Genomic DNA, 23,285 nt, shown 5'->3' on the forward strand with positions numbered 1-23,285 from the left:
GGGTGCAAAATTCGATGATTTTGGTAATCTTACATTTCAACGCAGACATCGCGTCGTCAGTGCTAACCGCTGTCGCGGCACGTTTGCGATCACTCCTTCCTAACCTCCCTCCGATCACCTACGCACAAAACTCATGACACACAAATTTCTCTCGAGTATTTTCGCACTTGCCATTTTGACGACAACGCTTGGCTGTCCTCCACCAGCACCGCCTACTGGCGAAGAAGTTGACATCAGCACAGAGCAAACGGCGGACGTCAGCACTGCAGTCGGGGACAATATGACAGGTGTTGCTGAGGTTCCCTCGGATAACATGACCGGAGTCACCGAGGTTCCTTCGGACAACATGACAACCGGCAGCGAAACTCCCTAGTTTCGGTTCGTGCGTATTTCAGGCGTCGGTATTGAGCAGCTCGTCCAGCTCGCCCACGCTGTGGTCGAACTGGACGTTCGTTCAGGAAACGCGTCTCGGCCGTTTTGTTTCGGTTTAGTCGGAACGTTGGGTGCGGGGAAAACTCGGCTCTGCCAAGAGATCGCTCAAGCTTGGGGGATCGACTCGGCTGAGGTGACTAGCCCGACGTTCACGCTGCTGAAAAGCTACGCAATTGCGAGCCGTGGTGACCCGCCCACCACGGCTCGGCAGCTGCACCATCTCGATCTCTACCGCGTCGGTGATGAAGACGAGCTCTGGGAGCTCGGATTAGACGAGTTGTGGGAGGCACCCGGTACCTGGACACTTGTTGAGTGGGCGGATCGGTTCGCCGATTGTATGCCAGCGGACATGATCTGGATTCGCATCGAGGTTGCTGACGACTCGATTGCTGGCAATTTATCGCATGGTGGCGACGGGGCGCCCCAGCCACTGCGAACGATCGAATTGCATTCTACAGACCCTTTGCGGCAGGCGTGGTTGCAAGATTTGGGATCACGGCTCGGCGAGATCGGCTTCTCGGGCACGTTTGAGCGCTGCTAGATAGCCCTACCGCGCTATCTTTAGCGGAAAACCAAGAAACGTCTTCATTTTTTGTGTTAACCTTCCACCTCTTATTGGAATATAAGGGGTATGGAACCGCATCAACAATCTGACGATGAGACGGAGTTCGTGGCGATGCTCACGGGCAACCAGAGCGCAATCGTGCTGGCAGTGCGTGCGTTGATGCCTGGAGAGCGTTCCGTTGACGAGGTGGTGCAGCAGACCAATGCCAAGCTTTGGCAGAAACGCGGTGACTTCGAACGCGGGACGAACTTTCGTGCTTGGGCCGCCGCCATCGCTCGCTATGAGGTCTTGAACTACCGCAAGCAGCAGGCTCGCGATTCTCGGCTGACGTTTTCGGACGAGTTGGAGCACCAAATTGCCAGCGAAGTGGGCGAGCTGAATGATGATTTGCTTGACCGCCATGCTGCTCTGCAGGAGTGCCTTCACGAGCTCAAGCCGGAAAGTCGCGAGTTGCTGCTATCTCGCTACAACAGCGACGAGACTTTGGCGGAGCTCGCTTGTCGCATTGGACGTTCGGTTGGTGGGGTAAAAGTGACACTCTGTCGACTTCGTACCTCGCTGGCGCAATGCATCGAGCGGCGACGCAGTACTGAGGAGGGCTTGGTATGAACCGGGAAGAGCGTCTGCTGCTAATTGATTCGCTGCTCGACGGCAGTATTGACGAGGCCAACCTGCTACGAATTGAAGCCGAGTTGAGCGTTGATCCCCAGGTCCGTCAGGAATACTACCGTCGGTTGCAGCTCGACATCCTGCTCAAGCGTGAGGCCGAGTCGGGCTCATCCGTAACAGCGGAAGTCGTCGAGACGTTTAATCGTCTGCCGATGGAGTCGAAACGCGTGCCGAGTTCAGCTCCGGGCAAATTGGTCAAAATCCTGGCGGGCTCGCTGGTGGCAATCGCCGCCACGATGCTCTTGGTCGTCTCTGTCAATCGAGCGATCGTTCCCTCGGGCGGGGATGTCCGGGGCGACTCGATTGCGACATCGCGGGAGCCTTCGGCGAGCGGCTTTGCCGTACTCGGCGGCCTCGAAGATGCCATCTGGGCAGGCGCTCCGATTGCCGTTGGAGACCTGCTGCCGACCGGCGAACTGCATTTGAAGTCGGGGCGGGTTCATATTGAGCTTTTTAGTGGAGTTCAGTTGGTGCTCGAGGGAGATTCGATATTCTCGATCGATTCGCCGATGCAAGTGACGATGGCGAGCGGAAGTGCGCGGGCCCGTGTGCCGGAGCCGGCTCAGGGATTCCGAATCAAGACTTCCTCTGGGGATGTTGTTGATCTGGGCACGGAGTTTAGTGTCGACGTCGACGACAGTGGCGCGGACGTTCACGTCGTCGATGGCGAGGTTGAACTGCATCCTCACCGCAGCGACTCGCTGCGAATCGAGGCTGGAGTGTCCCGCCGCCTGGTGGGCACCGGCGGGATTGCCAACGCATCGACAGCGACATCGGTAGCAATCGGTCCGAGTGAGTTCGATGATCTTCGCCAGCAGCAGCAAAAGCAAAGGCTTGCGCACTGGACAGCGGCCCGCGCGGCGATGGCGATGGACCCGCGGGCGGTCGCTCACTTTCAATTCACTTCCGGGGTCTCAAATTCACGTCAAGTCGAGAATCTGGCTCGTGGGGCGAGCCGTCCCGCTTCGGATGGAACAACCGTCGTCGCGTCTCGCACCTTGGACCGTTGGGGACGGCATGATGCGGCCCTGGATTTCAGCCGGGTGGGTAGCCGCGTGCGTGTGAATGTTCCCGGCGAGCATCGAGGTCTGACGCTCATGTGCTGGGTCAAAATCAATAGCCTCGATCGCTGGTACAACTCACTGTTCTTGACCGATGGTCATGATGACCGTGAACCGCATTGGCAGTTGATGGACGATGGCAGGATCTTTTTCTCGGTCAAAGTTCCCGCTTCGATTGCTGGCGAACACAAGTCGGGAGCCATGGCTCAGCAAGTCTTTTATTCGCCGCAGGTTTGGGACGCGTCTTGGAGCGGACGATGGGTCATGTTGGCGGTTACCTATGACGTCGATCAGGCCCGGGTCACCCACTATGTCAATGGTGAAGCGATCAGTAGTGAATCGATCCCTGAGGACATGTTGGTCGACTCGATCCGCATCGGTCCCGCGTCGATCTGCAACTGGAGTGATCCGAAGTATCAAACAGACCCGCAGTTCGTGCTGCGGAATCTAAATGGAAGCATGGATGAGTTTGCGTTGTATTCGGGTGCACTGCCCGCTGATGAAATCTTGCAATGGTATCGCGATGGAGATTCCGGTGAACTTTAAATTGATTTCGAGGGTCGGCACGGCTGCTCTTGTTCTGAGTGTTTGCAGCTTGAATGCTGCGGCGGACGAAGTGACGGAGCGGCTGTTTACGCTCAAGGTGCTTCCCCTGCTCAAAGACAAGTGCCTTGGCTGTCATGGTGGTGACCAAGAGGACATCAAGGGGGATTTCAGTGTGCTGACGCGAGAGGCACTGCTGCATGGCGGTGAATCCGAGGAGCCGGCAGTTGTGCCTGGACATCCCGACGAGGGCACGCTCGTTTCGGCAATTTCCTGGGAAGACTATGAGATGCCGCCCAAGGAGAATGATCGGCTCAACGAAGACCAGATTGCGATCTTCCGGCGTTGGATTGAACAAGGTGCACCATGGCCCGACGAGGCGCAGCAAGCCAAGTATCGCCAGGAAGAAAGCATGCTTGAGACGACCGAAGATGGCGTGATCGTGACGACCAGCGGAGGCACGTCGAGCGAATGGACGAATCGCCGCTATCAGCCCGCTGATCTATGGGCGTACGCGAACGTCAAACCGAAGTCCGAGTTGCTTCCCAGCGATGTCGAGGCTCGTGACGCAATCGACTTTTTTGTGAACCGAGGCCTCCAACATGCCGGCTTAACTGCGGCAGCCACAGCCAGTCCGAGGGCGTTGATCCGTCGGGCGACCTTTGATTTGACGGGGCTGCCACCGACTCCTGAAAAGATTGATGCATTCGAAATTGCGTACCAAGCAGACGCGCAACAGGCTTGGGAGTCGCTGATTGACGAACTGCTCGAAAGCCCTCGCTACGGTGAGCATTGGGCGCGTCACTGGTTTGACGTGACGCGTTACGCTGATACCGGCGGAATGTCCAACGACTATGAACGCTCCAATATGTGGCGGTATCGGGACTACGTCATTCGGGCGTTCAATGAGGATAAACCCTATGACGAGTTTGTGATCGAACAGTTGGCTGGGGACGAACTCGCCGATCGATCGGTGGCTGCCCGGAAGGGCGACGACCGCAAACAAATCGAACAAACGCAAATCGAGGGAGACTACACGCCTGAGGAAGCGGAATGGATCGTAGCTACTGGTTTTCTCCGGATGGGGCCGTGGGACAACGCGATGATTGAAACCGAGGAGGCTCGGCAGATTTACTTAGATGACGTGCTCAATATCACCGGTCAAGCTTTTCTGTCGACGACGATGCGGTGCTGTAAATGTCACGATCACAAATTCGATCCGATTCCCACGCGGGACTACTACCGCATGTATTCTGCGTTCGCAGGAACGCACATGGCCGAACGCAACGTTCCCATGCTTGCCGAGGAGAACCAGAGCGGTTTCGCCGAGGGACGCGAGCACGTGAAAAAAATGCTCGATTTTGCGGTCGCAGAAAAGAATCGTCTTGTCGAGAAACGCGAAGCTGCCGCGAGGGCTTGGTTCGACGAGCATCAACTTCCTTACAAGGACGAGAACGCTCGGAAGGATCTGCCAGATGAAGAAAAGCCACCCCGGGCGGTCGGGTTGGATCACGTTGAGCAAGGCCAATTGAAGGTTCGCGAGCAGGATGAGTGGATCTGGCGGCGCAGGCTCGAACGTTACCAACCGATGGCCCAGAGTGTGTTCAATGCCGATTCCGCTACCATGGCGTGGAACGGCGCTCGGCACCTGCGAATTACACGCAAACCTAAAAAACAGAACGAGTTGGAGAACTTTATTCTCATTGGCGGAGCCTTGACGGCTCTGGGCGATAAGGTGTTGCCGGGGGTGATGAGCGCGGTCGTGATGCCGGTGAGTACCGCGAAGGACGACCCGTACCTGATTACCAACGATATCGATGGACGTCGGCTGGAATTGGCTCAGTGGATTGCGAATCCGCACAATGGTTTGGCAACACGCTCGATTGTTAATCGGATTTGGCAATTTCACTTTGGGACTGGGTTGGCAGCCAACTCGACTAACCTCGGTGCCAAGGGGGCCAAGCCCTCTTATCCTGAATTGCTCGACTATCTTGCAGGCGACTTTGTCGAGGGTGGTTGGACGATGAAGCGAATGCATCGCATGATCATGTTGTCCGATGTGTACCAAAGAGCCTCGTCACCAGTGGATCGTCGCGTCAGCGAAGTGGACCCAGACGATCGCCTGCTTTCGCACTTTCCACGACGGCGATTAGCAGCTGAAGAAATCCGCGATGGCATCCTGTCCTCGACGGGCGAGCTGGTGCACTGCGACGGGGGTTTGCCCGTGATGCCCGAGATCAATATGGAAGTGGCATTGCAACCGCGGATGATCCAGTTCTCCCTCGCACCGGCCTATCAGCCCTCACCGCTGCCGGAGCAACGCAATCGGAGAACTGTCTACGCCTACCACGTCCGTGGCCAAGCGGATCCATTCACAGAGTTGTTCAATCAACCGAATCCGAATGAGTCTTGTGAAGTACGCGAGTCGGCCGCAGTAACTCCCCAGGTTTTCACGTTGCTCAACAGTGATTTGATTGTTGATCGCAGCATCGCGTTAGCGTTGCGCCTCGAGCAGGATGCGGACACGTTGCCAGAGCAGATCGATCGAGCGTTTCGATTGGTGTTGGGGCGGCATGCCTCGAAGCAGGAGTCGCAGTGGATGTCCGAGTACGTCAACGATATGCAGGCTTACCACGAGGGCGTGACTCCTGAACGACCTGAGTATCCCGAACAGATTACTCGTTCCCTGGTCGAGGAGTTCTCAGGTGAACCGTTCGAGTACACCGAAATTCTGCCTGGCTTTGCCAACTACCAACCTGACACGAAGCCCAGTGATGTGTCGCCACGTCAGCGAGCAATCGCGGATATGTGTCTGTTGCTATTGAACAGCAACGAATTCATGTACATCGATTGAGCCGAGAGGCGGATGTCGTTGGTGAACCCACGAGGGCAGTGCCCAGAAGTGTTCGCAAGATTCGTGGCCCGCTTGACGCGGTCCAGCATGTTTTTCCAACAGTTAATTACCCATCGATGTTTTGTTGCATCGGCCTTTCGCCATAATGAGTGTACCTATGAGAGTGAATGACAACGCTGCCAGACGGAACTTTCTCTACGGACTCGGAGCCTCACTCGGGTCGGTTGCCTTGAGTTCGCTGCTACAGGCTGAGGACAATTCAACACAATCGAATTCCAAGTCCTCGCCACTGGCACCCAAGCCTCCGGTGCTGCCGGCGAAAGCCAAGAACGTCATTATGTTGTTCATGGAGGGCGGGCCAGGGCATATGGACACGTTTGACCCCAAGCCCGAGTTGACGCGGTTACATAAAACGGAGTCGAAGCTTGCCGCAGGGCAGGAAACGGGCTTTAAGTTTTTTGTCGGTAGCCCGTTCGGATTTCGGAAGGTCGGTAATAATGGCATCGAAATGTGCGACCAATGGAAGCATCTTGCCGATCCTTACGTCGCAGACGAACTTTGTAACTATCGAGGATGTCAAGCGGAATCGCTGAACCATCCCGAAGCACTCTTCCACATGAACACCGGCAGTCGCTTGGGCGGCGACCCGGCGGTTGGTTCATGGGTGAATTACGGGCTGGGTACGGAGAATCAGAATCTACCCGGATACGTCGTCATGACCGAATTGGCGCTCCCGCAGGGCGGCCCTGGTAACTGGAGCAACGGCTTTTTGCCACCCTACTACCAGGGAACTCGTCTGCGCTCGGAGGGCTCGCCCATTCTGGATTTGACACCGCAGTCGTTTAAGTCGCGTGAGCACCAACGTCGGGCTTTGGATGAACTGGCCCGGCTCAATCACCTTCATCTGAATTCGCTCGGAAGTGACGACCAGCGTTTGCAAGCACGGATGGAGAACTATGAACTCGCGTTCCGCATGCAGACGGAAGTTCCCAACGTTGTTGATCTGCAGCAGGAGTCGCAGGCAACGCTGAGTTTATACGGGCTCGATGAACCGGAGACCGAAGTCTTCGGACGGCAGTGCTTGATGGCCCGTCGCCTCGTTGAGAACGGAGTACGGTTCGTGCAGATCTTCAGCGGTGGATGGGATAGCCACGATTATCTTGAGCGAGGTCACACGTCGCGGATCAAGAGTGTTGACAAGCCTGTCGCAGCGCTGATTCGTGACTTAAAACAACGTGGCATGCTGGAAGATACCCTTGTGATCTGGACGGGCGAGTTTGGCCGTACACCGGATAACAACAAACGCGGTGGAGTGTACTCGCTCGGTCGTGGCCACAACAACCAAGCCATGACCATGTTGTTGGCGGGGGGCGGTGTGAAGCCAGGCGTGGTCGGTGCCACCGACGAACTGGGGTCCAGTGCCGTCGAGTGTGTGCACCCGATTCGCGATCTGCATGTAACCCTGTTAAACTTACTCGGTCTCGATGACAATAAACTCACCTACCTGCACGCGGGGCGATACAAACAACTCAGTCAGTTTGGCGGTGAGGTGATCAAAGAGCTCATTGCGTGAGCATGGCGCATCTTCGGATATCTCGCTGACACCTCAGTTTCTAACCCTGCCGATTCCGCCGGGTAAGCGAAGTATATTGTGACTCAGAATTCGCACGCCCCATGAGGGCAGATAGGTCACTGTTCAATCTCTCCATATAACCTTAACAAAGTGTCTTCATGAACCTTCGCTCCTTCCTCGCACATCAATTGCTCTTCGTAGCAATATTGACCTTGAGCAGCCTGGGGACCCACGCTCGTGGAGCCGATCGACCGAACGTACTTTTCATCATGTCGGACGATCACGCGGCGCACGCTATTTCCGCATATCAGGGTCGTTTGGCGGAGATCGCGCCGACGCCGAATATCGATCGGCTGGCCAAGGAAGGAGCACTATTCACCAATGCATTCTGTACGAATTCGATTTGCTCGCCCTCCCGCGCCTGTGTACTGACAGGCCAATACGACCATACCAACGGTGCATTTGATCTAGGTGGACGGGTATCTCCCGGCAATCAGATGTTGGCGATTGAGATGAAGAAGGCGGGATACGAGACGGCGATGATTGGGAAATGGCACCTGAAAGATGAGCCGGCTGATTTCGATTATTACTGTGTGCTGCCCGGTCAGGGCAAGTATCACAACCCCGATTTTCGAGTCCGTGGAGACAAGCCTTGGGGCAAGAACTTGATTCATTTCAAGGACAAACACGTGACCGATGCGATCACAGATCTGAGCTTGGAATGGCTTTCGGAGGACCGCGATCAGAGCAAGCCATTCTTCTTGATGCATCACTACAAAGCGCCCCATGACTATTTCGACAATGCCGAGCGGTACGAGTCGTATCTGCGGGACGTGAATATTCCAGAACCGGAGACTTTGTGGAAACGCGATCCTCAATTCGGTTCCCTGGCGACTCGCGGTGCCAATGACGAGCTGATTCCACACATTGGAACTTCCATCGGCGGCCGCAACCCTCGGCGATCGTACCTCGGCGACCTGCCAGAGCTATATCCAGCGGAGTTCCCAGCGGACTTCGACCCCGCGGACTTCAGCGATGAGGAAAATACTCGTCTGGCCTACAACGCGTATTTAAAAAAGTACCTTCGCTGCGTGAAAGGAATTGATGACAATCTTGGCCGGCTATTTAAGTATCTCGAAGACAGCGGTCAGATGGACAATACGCTGATTATCTATACGGGCGATCAGGGCTTCATGCTTGGTGAACACGACTATCAAGACAAGCGTTGGATGTATGAGCAGTCGCAGCGAATGCCTTTTTTAGTTCGCTATCCCAAGCAGATCGCCGCTGGCCAGCAGTTCGATACCATTATTGAGAATGTGGACTATGGCCCGACGATGCTCGATTTTGCTGGCGCCGAGATTCCGACCAACGTCCAGGGACGCTCATTCCGCTCACTGCTCGAAGACGGCGAAGAGCCTGATGGGTGGAAGCAGGAGGCCTATTATCGTTATTGGATGCACATGGCCCACCACGACAACCCCGGACATCTCGGTATCCGGACGAAAACTCACAAGCTGATCTATTACTACGGTTGCAACTATGACGGCGGCTATCAAACCCCGGCGGGTTGGGAACTCTATGATCTGGTGAATGATCCCATGGAGACCCGCAACGTCATCGACGAACAGGAGAATCGAGAGTTGGTCAGCGAGCTGAAAAATCGGCTCGCCGAGCTCCGCACGCGGGTGGGCGACGACGGCAGCCACTTCCCTGACTGCGAAGCGATCGTGCAAGAATTTTGGGATTACGACGAAGCTGACCGTGCCAAAGCGATCGAAGTTTCACATGAGTATCTCAAACGCCGACAAGCGGAACTGAAGGCAGGCAAAGCCAATGTGCAGACTTGGGTCGGGAAATAACACGAACTGGGTGTAAGCGACAATTCCAGGTTCATCCAGCGGACGCTTCCGTCGGATGAGCCATAAAAAACATCGTGGATGCAGGACACGATTCGGAGCGGTTGACGCAACCAGGAGCGGCTGACTGTGTATCATTCATTTTGCAGTTTCAACACATCTTTCATCGTGTAGACTCAAGGTCCCTGACCGGAGTCATCGTGACTGAGCAAGCCAAGATCAGCAGTCGGAAAACTTGATGAAAAAGCAATTAGTAGCACTCGTCTTCACCATGTCGGTGTTGTCGATCTGCGCGGCGTCAACGCATACCTGTGGCGCAGATCGCCCACCGAACGTCATTCTCATTTTCGCTGATGACCTCGGTCCTGGGATGCTAGGATGTTACGGCCAGCAGGTCGTGACGACGCCCCATATCGACCAGTTGGCCGCTGAGGGGATGAAGTTTACAAACTACTACGGTGGTGTTTATTGTGCTCCAGCACGCTGGACGTTGCTGACGGGAATGCACGATGGCCGCGTCGGCGGTTGGGCCAATAGTCGCCCCGGACTGCCCATTCTACGCGACGCCGGCAAGATCACCGAAGCCCAATATCAAACGCGGTTGGCTGAGCTCAAACGGAATTCGCATCCGATCGGTGATGATGAAGTCTTTTTGGCTCAGATCGCCCAGCATGCCGGGTATGAAACTGCTCAGTTTGGAAAACTCGATCGCGGTTTCCTTACCTGGCACGAACGAGTCAAGCGGTTTGGGTGGGACTTCTACGAAGGTTACTACGACCACCAACGCTGCCATGGTTTCTATCCGCCCTACCTGTGGCGTAATGGCGAACGCTTTGAGTTACCAGGCAACAGGATGGCGGACTGCGGAAAGACCAGCGAGGCGGGCGACGAGCCGGTCGGGTACGGCGGCGAAACGTATTCGCAAAATGTATTCATCGAAGGCATTCTGAAATATTTACGGTCGCATCAAGATAAGCCCTTCTTTCTCTATCATCCGACTCAATTGCCGCATGGGCCGGTGGCAATCCCGGAGCTACATCCCGACTTCGCAGATCATCCGTCGATGACGTTGGCAGAAAAAAAGTATGCGTCGATGGTCAAAATGCTCGACGATCATGTCGGATTGATCATGGCAGAGTTAAAGTCATTGGGACTCGATGACGATACGGTCGTTCTCTTTTCCTCGGACAACGGCCACGAGCTCTACTATGGGCCGAAGCCTGCGTACAAAAAACAGCAACTTCCTAGCGGCGAGCCAGCGAACTTGACAGACAAAAAATGGCGTACCCGGGAGCACGGCGATATTTTCGATGGAGCCGGTGGGCGAGCGGGACTCAAACGCAGTGGCTATCAGGGCGGGATGCAATGTCCGCTGATCGTCCGTTGGCCCGGCAAGATCGCCAGTGGTACGGAGACCTCACTGTTGAGCTGTCACTACGACTTCTTGGCGACGCTGGCCGATCTCCTGGGTGAAGAAACTCCAGCGGGGAAAGACGGTATCTCCTATCTTCCGACTCTGCTCGGCAATCCTCAAACTCAAATGCATGATTATGTCATCATCAATAATCATTTTAATGCGATGGGTAGTCGTGCTTTGATTTCTCTCGAAGGTTTCAAACTTGTCGAGGCAGACCGGGATCGTGACGACTTTCAACTTTACAATATTCTTGATGACAATGAAGAGCGTGTCGATCTGTCAGAGCGATACCCTGAAAAAGTCAAACAATTGAAACAAACTTTGCGACAGCAGATTAACTCACAGCGACCGGATTTAAGATGACACTGCAGAAGAGATTCATTGTATTCAGTAATTCGTTTGGATTTGCGGCGCTGGCCGTGTTTTTGCTGATTGGGGTCGCGTGCAGTTCCGCCTCCGCAGAGCGGCCGAACGTGCTTTGGATTACCATTGAAGATTGGTCGCCGGACCTGTCGTGCTACGGAACCAAAGGGATCGAAACACCGAACGTTGACCAGCTCGCCGCTGAGGGGATTCGCTATGAGCGTGCATTCACAACCTCGCCGGTCTGTTCGACATCGCGTTCGGCGATGATGACGGGCTTTCACCAGAACTATATCGGTGCTCAGCAGCACCGTACTGATGACAAGAAACCGTTGCCTCACGGCATCAGGCCGATTCCCCATTTGCTCGCTGATGCTGGCTACTTCACTTGCCTGATGAGCCGAAAGACGGACTGCAACTTTTTGCCCGACACGAAGGAAGAACTGTTTATGGGGTCGGACTGGAGCGAACGACAACCGGATCAACCGTTCTTTGCGAGGATCACTTTCGGCGGTACCCATCGGGCATGGAAACGAGACCCCGTGCGACCAATCGCTATCGAAGACGTAGAATTGCCGCCGTATTACCCCGACACGCCCTTCATTCGTCGAGATTGGGCCAACGGTCTCGAACAGATGCAGTTAGTCGACCGGGAGGTAGGCGAACTTTTGACACGACTCGATGACGAAGGGTTATCCGACAATACGATCGTGTTCTTCATCGGTGATCATGGTCGCTGTCACATTCGGGGCAAACAGTTCCTGTATGACGAGGGAACTCGAATTCCGATGATTATGCGTTGGCCAGGTACGGTCGAACCGGGCCAGGTCAGCGATGACTTGGTAATGTCGATCGATATTTGCGCCACCGTGCTCGATGCCGCCGGCGTGAAACCGGCAGTTGCGCTGCATGGGAAGAATTTGCGCAGCGACGCAGTGAAGAATCGGAAATACGTGTTCGCTGCTCGCGACAAGATGGACGATACCCACGACGCTATGCGTAGCATTCGGTCCCGGGACCACAAGTTGATTTTGAATCTGATGCCAGAACGCGCCTACTGTCAATTCAGCTTTTACAAAGAGAGCGCCTATCCACCGCTCGCCGAGTTAAATGTTCTGAATCTGCAAGGCAAACTGACGCCGGAGCAAGCTGCATTCATGGCACCGAGCAAGCCTAAAGTTGAATTGTTCGACCTTCGTAGTGATCCACACGAAATCCACAATGTTGCGGACGACCCAGCATACGCAAACGTCAAAGCAGAGTTGCTCACGGAGTTAGAAAAGTGGCGCACACTCGTAATCAAAGACCAGGGGGTTTCGGATGAATTTCGAGGTGTCGGCGTCTTCCCCGAGACCTGCCCCCTGCCCACCGTCGGCCAATGGGTGCAAGACCACGCGAACGAATTCGATTTCAAAACGGTTGGCGTTCCCGGCTGGTACCCCACCCGCACACTCGAAGAATGGCAGGCGGTCAGGGATGCGTGGCAACCTTGGGTGTTCCGCGAGCCAACGAGTACGATGAAACGCCCGGTGATTTCGTATACGAAAAAGCCGAGCCAGAGGAAATGACGCAGGGGGCGTGGCCGGGGGGCTACCGCCGGCGATGCAGTGGATTACGCAGCCTTGAATTGCTTCTTTTCGAAAACAGCATTGACAGGAGCGCAAGCGAACTTATTATTTTCAGTGTTGCGAACGGTTATCAACTAGTTCGTTAAACAGAGTTCTAGCCAGCCAGTCGACGTCTCCAGAGACGCGGCACCGCCAGCGACACTCGCAATGATTATTGCTGCAGTGTTGTCTGCTGCCGCGTTTGCGCCCCTCGCTTGGTACTGGAGTTTCCTGTGAATTCACAGCGTCTCGAAGTCTGTTTGTCACTCCGTTCACGTCTTTCTCGTCGAACTGCGTTCACCTTGGTCGAGTTATTGGTGGTCATCGCGATCATCGGTGTGCTCGTGGGTTTGTTACTGCCAGCGGTTCAATCGGCCAGGGAGGCTGCTCGCAGGATGCAATGCTCGAACAATCTCAAGCAGATTGGATTGGCGCTGCACAACTACTCGAGCGCCTACAACGAGGAGATTCCCAGCGCCGGCCTGCCCGGCATCGGATATCCCAACGACCATTCGCCGCAAGCCAGACTGCTGCCATTCTTGGAGCAGGCGAATCTCCAGGACCTGATTGACTGGTCGATCCAAATGGGGCACCCGGGCAGCGGTAGTTTGCCGGAAGAGCTGTGGCCGGTCGCGGAGTACGTTGTGCCCACGTTCCAGTGTCCGAGCATGCCGGGCAATCCGGTCACCCCGTTCACAATGGCTGATGGCAACACGGTCAACACGTCAGGGGCCAGCTACGCGATGATACACGGCAACGGTTTAGACGGTGTGACACACGCCGGCCAAGCCGCCAATGGGTTGTGCTGGGTCGAATCACGATTGCGTTGGCGTGATATCCTCGATGGATTGAGCAACACGGTTGCCTTTGCAGAGACAACCGTTGGCGCGGGTGCTGAGTCGAGCGGACCGACGACTTTGGATCCACTTGAGGTTGACTTGCGTGTCTGGCGAGCCAGCGGTTCGGCGAGCAACGCGTTGGATTGGTTGAATACTGGAAGCGGAACCGTTACTGGTTGGAATGGAGGCAAGTCAACGATTTGGTTGCGTGGAAGTTCGCCCAACGGGCTCGTCCTGGCGCTACCACTGACGCCCAACAGCAAGATTCCCGACTTTCAGTCTCGATCGGGCAAAGCGGGGGCATCGCGCAGTTATCACACTGGCGGAGTGCAGTTGCTCTACGCCGACGGCAGCGTGCATTTCACAACCGACAGTATCAACAAAGACACCTGGCATGCGCTTCTCAGCCGTGCAGGTAGAGAAGTTATCGAGCAACCTTAACGGTCTGCGAGCTCCACCGAAGAGTAGGGCAGGGCAGGGCGGGGCACGAGCCATCGCAACCGCCCCGGATCTGCTGGTAGCAGCCGTCACTTTCCTCCGCCCATCATTTCCCGACCCCATCATCCAAGTGTCGCCAGGAGTTGTTCTGTGAGTGCCTCGATGCTGAAGTTCTTCCCCGGTATCGCCGCTATCGTATTCATTCTGTCTTGCCCAGGTCGATATAGCATCGCTCAGCCGCCCCGCCAAGAGGTCGGGGAGACGATTGCTGATCGACCGTCAAAACATTATCGATTTGAGCAGTTTCGCGTGAGCAGTCCCGATGGCGAGAGACACTGGCGTGTTCACTTAGCGATACCCAGAGCGGCCGTGCCACAGACGGGGTTTCCGTCGTTCTGGATGCTCGATGGAAATGCGGCCCTGATGGATCTGGACTCCGCGTTGCTGGAAAAACTAGGAGCCCAAACGGTTCCGCTGGCGCTCGTGTTTCTTTCGCATGAAAGCGAGTTTCGGATTGACTCGGCAGCTCGGTATCGTGACTACACTCCCACGCGCATGCCCACCGAAATCGACGGTCCCATCCAAAATCTCACAGGCGGAGCCGATGCGTTGCTCGAGTTGATCGAGCGGACAATTCGACCGCAGGTCCATAAGCGAGTGCAACTCGACAGCGAGGACCAGACGCTTTGGGGACACTCACTGGGTGGCGTATTCGTACTGCATACTTTGTTCACTCGTACCGGAGCGTTCCAAAATTATGTTGCGGGAAGTCCTTCGATGTGGTGGGGCAAAGGCGTTCCGGCAATCGAAGCCCAAAGATTTGCACTGCACAATGCAGGGCACGCGGTCAACGCGGCTATCCATGTTGGGGGGCGTGAACAAGGCGGCGGATCAAGAGCGACGCGGGGCATCAACAATCCACGTGTATCGGCGATGCTAGAATTGCGTCGATCCGTTCCGCCTGATGCTGCTAAGCAACTCGTGGCTGATTTGGAAGGCGTCGGCAAACTGCAAGTTACTTACCGTGAATTTCCAGAGCTTGACCACGGCGAAATGTTTCGCGCGTCGTTGGTAGGAGGCCTCTGCGCTGCAGCCGGTATCGAAGAGCCCGGAGACATCGCGGCAAACGATGCCATTGCGAGGTGATAGGTGTTTGATGATAACAACAGCAAAGGTGCCGCGGCTGCCACCGCGAGACAGAAACTTGGGTCCATCCGGGTTGGTTGTGGGTAAATCCAGCATGTTGGATTTTAGAGGCATGGCGGTGACCCGGGTGTGATCGAGAGAATGAGCAAGCACCTTGATTGCAGAAGCCACTGCCTAACGCAATTTCTGAGAGCGAGTTTAGGGAGCGGCGTTGATCTCTACAGATCCAAGCATGCGGTCACCCAGTTCATCACCAAACATTCGGTGTAACGCGTCAGCCAATCGGTCGTAGTCCGATTGCTGAGGAACCGAGCCGATGGGATAGGCCCATCCGTCGGACGCGTGTTCGACGGTGAGGTCACCAAAAGCATCTGGAAACTGTGAGAGAAAGGATTCGATTCGAATCTGTTGTTGGGTCGACGAGTTGCGGTAGACTTGCGAGTTGCCGACCACGGCACCATACATAAACGCGATTGGAATGGCGAGCAGCGCAAACAGGCAAATGACCGTGGGTATCCAAAACCGTAGTGAGAGCAAGAAGGGTTGCGGAGCAACTCCGTGGGCTACATGGGGCGGATTGAAAGGGCGGGTGGAATCAGGATTCATCTAGTTCGCCTGTGCTCTCATCAACTTGCTCAGTTCAGACGCGACGATCTCATGGCCAGCACGATTGGGATGGTTGCCTTGAGCCATGAATTTTTGCAGATCTTCACCGGCACTGGCACGGTTGGCAAACGCGGCATAAGAGTCGCTGATTGATACACCAAATTCCTCTGCCAAATCGCGGACTTGCTGGGCGTGCAGGCCGAGTGGGGTGGTGCTATCGAGGATGTCCTCATGGAGATCGGGGGTCGGTGTTAACAATACAACACGCACATTTGCATCCAAGGCATTGCGAATCATCGACCGCCACGCCTCGGCGGCATTTTCCAAACCGACGCGGCGATCATTGAGGCAGTAGTCGATGAATACTAAATCGGGACGCAGCGACAACACGTCTCGTTCGAACCTCGCCGCTCCGCTGACTGCGTTCTCGCCGCCGATCGCCGTCACACTGACATCGATGACAGCTGTTGGATACTGCTCGCAGAGTTGACGATGAAACAGACTCGGGTAGGCATCAAAAGCACGGACGATCGGCGTTTTGAAATAACCAGCGGGGACACTGTGGCCGTGAAAGACGATCCGCACCATGCGGTTGTGCGGCCATTGTTTCTCCAGTTCGTGCTGAAGTCGCTCAAAGGGTGCGGCGAGTTCTACCGTTGCCGCCTGCGCCGTCGTGGAGTTCACGTCGGGGGACGTCGCGACCGAAACCGTTGCAAGGCACGCCAATAGCACACCAGCGGTCAGGGTGGGGGCCAAGAAAGTTCGCCTCATGAGCCAGCCTCGCGAGTGTATCGATGGAGATGAAACGCAGTCAATCAATTTTGAATACGGATAAACAATGTCGTCGCCCGCGTGGCAAGACTGGATTTGCCCCCGGCTCTACAGCACACCCTTGGTACTGGGGATGGCTGGATTGCGAGGATCTTTTTCCACGGCCATTCGGATGGCGCGGGCGGTCGCCTTGAAGACGCATTCAGAAATGTGGTGTGCATTGCGGCCGTGATGTAGCACCACGTGCAAATTGCATTTCGCATTGGCGGCAAACGATTGCCAGAAGTGTTCTACAAGCTCGCTGTCGAATGTTCCGATCTTGTGAGCTGCGATCGGGGCGTGGTACTCGAACGCGTAACGACCGCCCATGTCGACGGCAGCTGTCACGAGACACTCGTCCATCGGCAATGTGAAGTGACCGTAGCGAAACACGCCGGCGCGGTTACCCAACGCTTCGTCGATCGCGCTGCCCAACGCGATGCCGATGTCTTCGCAGGTGTGGTGATCGTCGACGTGCAAATCACCCGTGGCGTTGACGTTCAAGTCGATCAGCGAGTGCTTGGCAAATAGATCCAGCATGTGGTCGAGAAAACCGATCCCGCTGTTTCGAGTCCCATCACCGCTGCCGTCGAGATTGACCGAGAGTTGGATCTGAGTTTCGCCGGTGCGGCGATCAATGGACGCGGTTCGTGACATGCTGATCTAAGTAGCGTGTGGGAGAAAGGGAGAGGGCATGCTTCGTAGGATGATACCGTTGCCTGTCCACAACGGTATCGCTCGGGACAATGGTCCCCAGCTATGGCGACGCAGGCCCGGGGCTATGTCGTTAACTTCGCAAGTGCTCGTTGAATCATCAGCAAGCACGCATCGATTTGATCATCGGTGCCGACACTGATGCGGAGCCCATCGCCCCAATCACCAAAGTCCATATACCGCACCAGGATTTGATTGGCTTTGAGAAACTCGTAAATAGCTCGGTGTTCGCCGCTGGGGTGGGTGCACCAGACGAAATTGGCATGCGACGGTACCACGTCAAAGCCGAGGCCAGCGAGTTCGGTTTCCAGGCGGGCGCGGGTGCAATTCACGGAGGTGACGACATCGGCCAACCAAGTTTGACTTTGCATCGCAGCGGTCGCCGCGGCGATCGAGATCGCATCGCAGTTGTAGCTGTCTTTAATTTTAGTCAGTTCAGCGATGACATGCGGCTGAGCGACCAGAAATCCAAAACGCACCCCCGCCAAGGCATACGACTTGCTCAGCGTCCGGGTGACGAGAATCCGCTCGTGGCGTTGAACCAGATCCAAGCAGTTTTCTTCGGCGAAATCAGCGTAGGCTTCGTCGACGACCAAGGGACAGGTCAATGAATCGGCGATCGACTCGATTTCGCTGGGCGGCACCACTGTCCCGCTGGGGCTATTGGGGTTGGGCAGCAGGACGAGACGCAGATCTTCCCGCGGTTGGCGGAATTCGGCCGGCAGTTGCCAATCCTCGGTGAATGCAACCTGTTCCCACTTTGCACCTTGAATGTCAGCGAGAGTGCGGTAGAGGATGTAACTCGGTGTGGGCAAACGCAATGACTGTGATTCCCCGACAAAGCCGCGGACGAGCAGTGTGAGGATCTCATCGCTGCCATTTCCTGCGAGCACCCATTCTGGGCCAGGCAATCCGAGAGCCTCAGCGGCAGCGCGACGGAAGCTGGTCGCCAAGGGATCGGGATAGCGATTCAGCGGCCCGTTGGCCGCCTCGGTGATCGCCCGGACCACTGCAGGCGGTGGCGGAAATGGATTTTCGTTGGTATTGAGCTTGATGAATTTGCCCGGCGGCGGTTGCTCCCCCGGTGCGTACGGCTTCATCTGGGTCAGGGCAGGGCGGAATTGCAAGTCAGTGCAGTGGGGTAGAGCCAATTGCTGTTAGCTACTAGCAGGAAGCTATTAGCTGCAGGCTAAGCGGAGGATCTGATGGGAAGGATGAACCCAATTTTAGGCGGATCACTGCTTGAGAGCGATAGGCCGGGTGAAATCGGGGCCCGCGGCTCTCAAGCTAGCAGGGAGTTGAAGAATAGCCCTCGTTTGCCCGCCGCCGGCGCGTTGCGGCTGGACGGGGCTAAAAAATCGCAATTGCGATTGCGTAAAACCAGTGCAATCGGAAAAATCCGGAATAGACTGGGCGCGAGTTGAAACGGATCCTTCCCTTCTGCGGTAATCAACCATGTGGCCACTGACCAACGGCATGCGATGCCTCACAGGAGCCGAAGCAGCGTTATTTCGCGGTTCGGCTGGCATGATGCTCGATCAGTTGACTACCGCGTACAACGCCGAACTCGCCGATTTGAGTGGAGGTACGGTCGCTGACGAATCTGCAGGCGGATATGGTTTCTTAGCACCGCATTGGTTTTCGATGTGGGAGCCCGAGCAGCGGATTTGGCTGCTCGAACGGGTGACGACAGCGCTGTTAACGGCACGCTCCGCTCCGCCTCATTCCGCTATCTTTGAAGCCACCGTGGAAGCGGTCTACATCGAACTGGCCGATCTTGTGGCGATGGAGATCACGACCGGATTACCGATCGAGCGTGGCAGTTGGCGGGGAGCGTTACTGGATGCGTTCGTTCAACGCTGTCCAGAAGACAGTTTGCTCGGGGCGTTGCAATTTGAAGCCACCACGCTCGACCCCTGTCTTCCCCCGTCACTGACCCGGCAGTGGAAGGCCGAGCAGGCTCGCGCGGATACCGATTCCGAGTCGCCCCAAAACCAGTCCAGCGAGTCCGGGCAATCGGGGACAGGCGGCGAGCCCGATTGGATGGCGTGGTGGACAAGTGTCATTGAGAGACTCGTCGACGCGACTTATGGGGTGCGCTTATATCAGGCCGCTGAGCGGTATCGCGATGACGATCCCAAGCGGCTGCGGCGATTTTTAAAGTCCAAGGGCGTCAACGACAAATTCTTACAACGCATCCCGCCCCTGCGGTCGCGAGTCCAAACCCAAGCTGCGATCGACCGTCTGCAGGCGATCGTGTTTCAAGACGACTGAGGATTCTGATTGTTCGTACTTGCGAATCAATTTGGCACAGCGCGCCGCAGTTGCCCGGTTGACCAGTGCCACGGCAGAAGCTGCCAATGCGGCAACGCAAGTCAGCAATAGCCACATTCCGATACCCCAGAATATCGAGGTGTCCGAATAGATTGTCGCGGCGATCCACAGCAGTCCCAGTGCCGACATGCCCATAGCGCCTTTGCGTGCGGTGTGCGTGTTCGACCGGCATCGCTGCAAGATGTTCCTGGCGGCCGAATCAGCGTCACCGGCATGGATTGCCTGGTACTCATCGTAGTCGAGGTTGAATCCAAACCGAAGCTCGTCCGCGAGAGTCGGTTGGACGGCTTGGACGCTAATGTCGGCAGCAACGTAATCGCGGTAGGCGTTACGGAGCGAACGATTCTTCGTTCTGGTTCGGTAGCACCACAATGCGCACATGCCGCACCACACGAACCAAGTAACGTACGGCCCAGACCAATACAGGCTACCACCCGCTAGGATCGCAAAGAAGATGCTCAGTCCTGCCAGCAGGATGGTGAGATAATGGCGTTTCGTGTTGATCCGCGAAGCCAGTAGATTGATGCCGGGGCCATGCAGCATTTGATGCTGCTCGTAGGTCAGCGAAAGCTCTTTCAACGATTTCACCAGTACGTCGCGTTTCACCAATGCATCACGCTTGGCGATCGCGTCGGGAGCCGATTCCGTGTTCGCCATCGAGCAGGTCATGTGGATGGAGACAGGTAAAGTGAGAAACGGTGAAACAATGAATGCCAGGGAATCGTTCCGCCTCCGATCGTACTGGCCATCGTGCTGATCGCAGGTGACGGCTTCGGCACGGTCCAAATAAAAAACTGAAGCGCGCCGTGAACTCGCTAGCGGGGGGCTGAACCAACCAGCGACCAGGACGATTGTAGCGAAAATCGTCGCGGCTCGCGCCTTTGACGAAGAGGTCTCGACGCGTAGACTTCCGGTTTGCTTCTATCCCCCGAACTGCTGCTGATCTGCTCAGCCGTTTGCGTCGCAAAGGCCCGGTATGAAATTTCGTTTCCCAATTCTGATTATTGACGAAGACTATCGTTCGGAAAACACCTCCGGGCTCGGTATTCGTGCGCTCGCCGAGGCGATCGAGGCCGAGGGCGTCGAAGTGATCGGAGCGACCAGTTACGGGGACCTGTCCCAGTTCGCCCAGCAGCAATCACGGGCGTCGGCGTTTATTCTCTCGATCGACGACGAAGAAGTCTTGTCGGAGGCCGAAGACGAGGGGCCCGCGATCCAGAAATTGCGCGAGTTCATCCAGGAGATTCGATTCAAGAATAACGACATCCCGATCTTTTTGTATGGTGAGACCCGCACCTCCGCGCACATCCCTAACGATATCTTGCGTGAGTTGCATGGGTTCATTCACATGTTCGAGGACACGCCGCAGTTTGTTGCCCGGCACATTCTGCATGAGGCCCGGGCCTACACCGATGGCTTGGCACCGCCATTCTTCCGGGCACTGTTGGAATATGCTAGCGACGGATCCTATTCCTGGCATTGTCCCGGCCACTCGGGCGGAGTGGCGTTTTTGAAGAGTCCCGTTGGCCAAATGTTTCACCAGTTTTTTGGTGAGAACATGCTACGGGCCGACGTCTGTAATGCTGTGGAGGAACTCGGTCAATTGCTCGACCACACCGGGCCGGTGGCGGCCTCTGAACGCAACGCAGCACGCATTTTCGACGCTGATCATTGTTTCTTTGTCACCAACGGGACCTCGACGAGCAATAAGATGGTGTGGCATTCGACGGTGGCGTCGGGGGACATCGTGGTCGTCGATCGCAATTGCCACAAATCGATTCTGCACTCGATTATTATGACCGGCGCCGTGCCTGTGTTCCTGATGCCCAAACGCAATCACTTGGGACTGATCGGTCCGATTCCCTTAGAAGAGTTTCATCCTGATAATATTCAACGAAAGATCGAGGCGAATCCGTTCGCCCGCGCCGCCCAAGCGGCCCATCCCGATCGCAAGCCGCGGATTCTGACGATTACCCAGTCGACCTACGACGGCATCGTCTACAACGTTGAGATGCTCAAAGAGTTGCTCGATGGCCAAATCGATACGTTGCACTTCGACGAGGCGTGGCTGCCCCACGCAACCTTCCACGATTTTTATTCCAACATGCACGCGATCGGTCATGGTCGGGCGACATGCAAGGAGTCGATGGTGTTCGCCACGCACTCAACTCACAAGCTGTTGGCGGGGATCTCGCAAGCGTCTCAGATTCTCGTCAAAGAACCGCGAAGCCGCAAACTGGATCGGCATATTTTTAACGAAGCCTATTTGATGCACTCGTCGACGTCGCCGCAGTACGCGATCATTGCGTCGTGTGATGTTGCTGCGGCGATGATGGAACCACCCGGCGGCACAGCCCTGGTGGAAGAGTCGATCCTCGAGGCCATGAATTTCCGCCGCGCGATGCGGAAAGTCGACGCCGAATGGGGTGATGACTGGTGGTTCCAGGTATGGGGACCCGACGAGATTCCCGACGAAGACATCGGTACACAAGCCGACTGGATCTTGAAAGCCGACGACGAGTGGCACGGCTTCGGCCACCTCGCTCCTGGTTTCAATATGCTCGATCCGATCAAGGGCACCGTCGTCACGCCGGGGTTGAATCTCAACGGCCAGTTTGCCGACAGCGGAATCCCCGCGTCGATTGTGACGCGGTATCTCGCTGAGCATGGTGTGATCGTCGAAAAAGCGGGACTGTATTCGTTCTTCATCATGTTCACGATCGGTATCACCAAGGGGCGATGGAACACGCTCGTCAGTGCCCTGCAGCAGTTCAAGGATGACTACGACAAAAACCTGCCGATGTGGAAGATCCTGCCAGAGTTCGCGCAGCTCTTCCCGCAGTATGAGGCCATGGGGTTGCGGGATCTCTGCCAAGCGATCCACATGACCTACAAAGAAAACGACATCGCCCGGGTCACGACCGAAATGTACCTGTCGGACATGCAGCCAGCGATGAAGCCGTCTGACGCGTATGACATGATGACGCACCGCGAAATTGATCGGGTGGAAATCGACGATTTACTCGGACGAGTCACTGCGGTGTTGTTAACGCCCTATCCGCCCGGCATCCCGCTGCTGATTCCGGGCGAGAGTTTCAATCGGACGATCATCGAGTACTTGCAGTTTGCACGGAAATTCAACGCCAAGTTCCCCGGTTTCCACACCGATATCCACGGCCTCGTTGAAGAAACGGTCGACGGCGTGCGGCGGTATTACGTCGACTGCCTGCGGATGTCTTGAGTGCGGCACCATAGTCCCGAATGGGACGGAAGCCCTCTGCCGGGGACGCCAGTCCCCGGATGCATCGGTAGATCAATTTGGAGTCCCAGCGGGACGACAGCGAGGGTATCTGGCGGGTATCTGTCGCCCCGCTGGGGCTTTGGGATTCGGCTTCGGTCCAAATCCACGGGCTCACGCCCGTGGCTATCACCTGTCGTCCCATGCGGAAATGGGG

At 56.0% G+C, this 23,285-nt stretch carries 18 protein-coding genes; 13 read left to right on the forward strand and 5 right to left on the reverse strand.

Features of this window, described 5'->3' with window-relative positions; genetic code table 11:
* Nucleotides 1–133 precede the first annotated feature (133 nt).
* The 11 genes from Poly21_RS05575 to Poly21_RS05625 all read left to right on the forward strand — a co-directional run bounded on the left by Poly21_RS05575 (nt 134) and on the right by Poly21_RS05625 (nt 15,366).
* Complete coding sequence (locus tag Poly21_RS05575; RefSeq protein WP_146405933.1) at nt 134–373, forward strand: hypothetical protein; 240 nt, start codon at nt 134–136, stop codon at nt 371–373.
* 9 nt (nt 374–382) lie between these two features.
* Complete coding sequence (gene tsaE / locus Poly21_RS05580; RefSeq protein ID WP_146405934.1) at nt 383–973, forward strand: tRNA (adenosine(37)-N6)-threonylcarbamoyltransferase complex ATPase subunit type 1 TsaE; 591 nt, start codon at nt 383–385, stop codon at nt 971–973.
* 90 nt (nt 974–1,063) lie between these two features.
* Nucleotides 1,064–1,606 carry a sigma-70 family RNA polymerase sigma factor gene (locus Poly21_RS05585; RefSeq protein ID WP_146405935.1) on the forward strand — a complete coding sequence of 181 codons (543 nt, stop codon included), beginning with the start codon at nt 1,064–1,066 and terminating at the stop codon, nt 1,604–1,606.
* Nucleotides 1,603–3,273, forward strand: coding sequence for a LamG-like jellyroll fold domain-containing protein (locus Poly21_RS05590; RefSeq protein ID WP_146405936.1), 1,671 nt, complete (start codon nt 1,603–1,605; stop codon nt 3,271–3,273). Before Poly21_RS05585 ends, Poly21_RS05590 begins: the two co-directional genes overlap by 4 nt.
* Nucleotides 3,227–6,124: a PSD1 and planctomycete cytochrome C domain-containing protein gene (locus Poly21_RS05595; RefSeq protein ID WP_302117683.1), complete on the forward strand. Its 2,898-nt coding sequence runs from the start codon at nt 3,227–3,229 to the stop codon at nt 6,122–6,124. Before Poly21_RS05590 ends, Poly21_RS05595 begins: the two co-directional genes overlap by 47 nt.
* A gap of 163 nt (nt 6,125–6,287) precedes the next feature.
* Complete coding sequence (locus Poly21_RS05600; RefSeq protein WP_302117685.1) at nt 6,288–7,697, forward strand: DUF1501 domain-containing protein; 1,410 nt, start codon at nt 6,288–6,290, stop codon at nt 7,695–7,697.
* A 158-nt stretch (nt 7,698–7,855) separates the two neighbouring features.
* Entirely contained in the window at nt 7,856–9,559 is a 1,704-nt protein-coding gene (locus tag Poly21_RS05605; protein ID WP_146405938.1) for a sulfatase family protein, read from the forward strand.
* Nucleotides 9,560–9,827: 268 nt separating this feature from the next.
* Entirely contained in the window at nt 9,828–11,336 is a 1,509-nt protein-coding gene (locus tag Poly21_RS05610; RefSeq protein WP_146406893.1) for an arylsulfatase, read from the forward strand.
* Nucleotides 11,333–12,904: a sulfatase family protein gene (locus Poly21_RS05615; protein WP_146405939.1), complete on the forward strand. Its 1,572-nt coding sequence runs from the start codon at nt 11,333–11,335 to the stop codon at nt 12,902–12,904. The genes Poly21_RS05610 and Poly21_RS05615 overlap by 4 nt, the downstream gene beginning before the upstream one ends.
* A gap of 272 nt (nt 12,905–13,176) precedes the next feature.
* Entirely contained in the window at nt 13,177–14,223 is a 1,047-nt protein-coding gene (locus Poly21_RS05620) for a DUF1559 domain-containing protein (protein WP_302117687.1), read from the forward strand.
* 147 nt (nt 14,224–14,370) lie between these two features.
* Nucleotides 14,371–15,366, forward strand: a complete 996-nt coding sequence (locus Poly21_RS05625) for an alpha/beta hydrolase (protein ID WP_146405940.1) — start codon at nt 14,371–14,373, stop codon at nt 15,364–15,366.
* 198 nt (nt 15,367–15,564) lie between these two features.
* Here Poly21_RS05625 and Poly21_RS05630 read toward each other — a convergent pair whose 3' ends face one another.
* The 4 genes from Poly21_RS05630 to hisC form a co-directional block, all read right to left on the reverse strand.
* A complete protein-coding gene (locus Poly21_RS05630) occupies nt 15,565–15,972 on the reverse strand; it encodes a hypothetical protein (protein WP_146405941.1) in 408 nt (135 codons plus the stop codon).
* Nucleotides 15,973–16,743, reverse strand: a complete 771-nt coding sequence (locus tag Poly21_RS05635) for an SGNH/GDSL hydrolase family protein (protein WP_146405942.1) — start codon at nt 16,741–16,743, stop codon at nt 15,973–15,975.
* A 108-nt stretch (nt 16,744–16,851) separates the two neighbouring features.
* Complete coding sequence (gene hisB / locus Poly21_RS05640) at nt 16,852–17,439, reverse strand: imidazoleglycerol-phosphate dehydratase HisB (RefSeq protein ID WP_146405943.1); 588 nt, start codon at nt 17,437–17,439, stop codon at nt 16,852–16,854.
* Between the two features lie 122 nt (nt 17,440–17,561).
* Complete coding sequence (gene hisC, locus Poly21_RS05645; RefSeq protein WP_146405944.1) at nt 17,562–18,623, reverse strand: histidinol-phosphate transaminase; 1,062 nt, start codon at nt 18,621–18,623, stop codon at nt 17,562–17,564.
* A gap of 328 nt (nt 18,624–18,951) precedes the next feature.
* Between hisC and Poly21_RS05650 the strand changes: the two genes are divergently transcribed.
* Nucleotides 18,952–19,770, forward strand: a complete 819-nt coding sequence (locus Poly21_RS05650; RefSeq protein ID WP_146405945.1) for a hypothetical protein — start codon at nt 18,952–18,954, stop codon at nt 19,768–19,770.
* On the opposite strand, the gene Poly21_RS05655 is transcribed toward Poly21_RS05650, so the two are convergent.
* Nucleotides 19,684–20,499 (reverse strand): hypothetical protein, encoded by an 816-nt coding sequence (locus Poly21_RS05655; RefSeq protein ID WP_302117692.1) that lies wholly within the window; start codon nt 20,497–20,499, stop codon nt 19,684–19,686. The two genes, Poly21_RS05650 and Poly21_RS05655, sit on opposite strands and share 87 nt — an antisense overlap.
* A gap of 307 nt (nt 20,500–20,806) precedes the next feature.
* On the opposite strand from Poly21_RS05655, the gene Poly21_RS05660 reads away from it, so the two are divergent.
* Entirely contained in the window at nt 20,807–23,071 is a 2,265-nt protein-coding gene (locus tag Poly21_RS05660) for an Orn/Lys/Arg family decarboxylase (RefSeq protein WP_146405947.1), read from the forward strand.
* Nucleotides 23,072–23,285 lie beyond the last annotated feature (214 nt).

The organism is Allorhodopirellula heiligendammensis, assembly GCF_007860105.1.
Taxonomy (GTDB): Bacteria; Planctomycetota; Planctomycetia; order Pirellulales; family Pirellulaceae; genus Rhodopirellula; species Rhodopirellula heiligendammensis.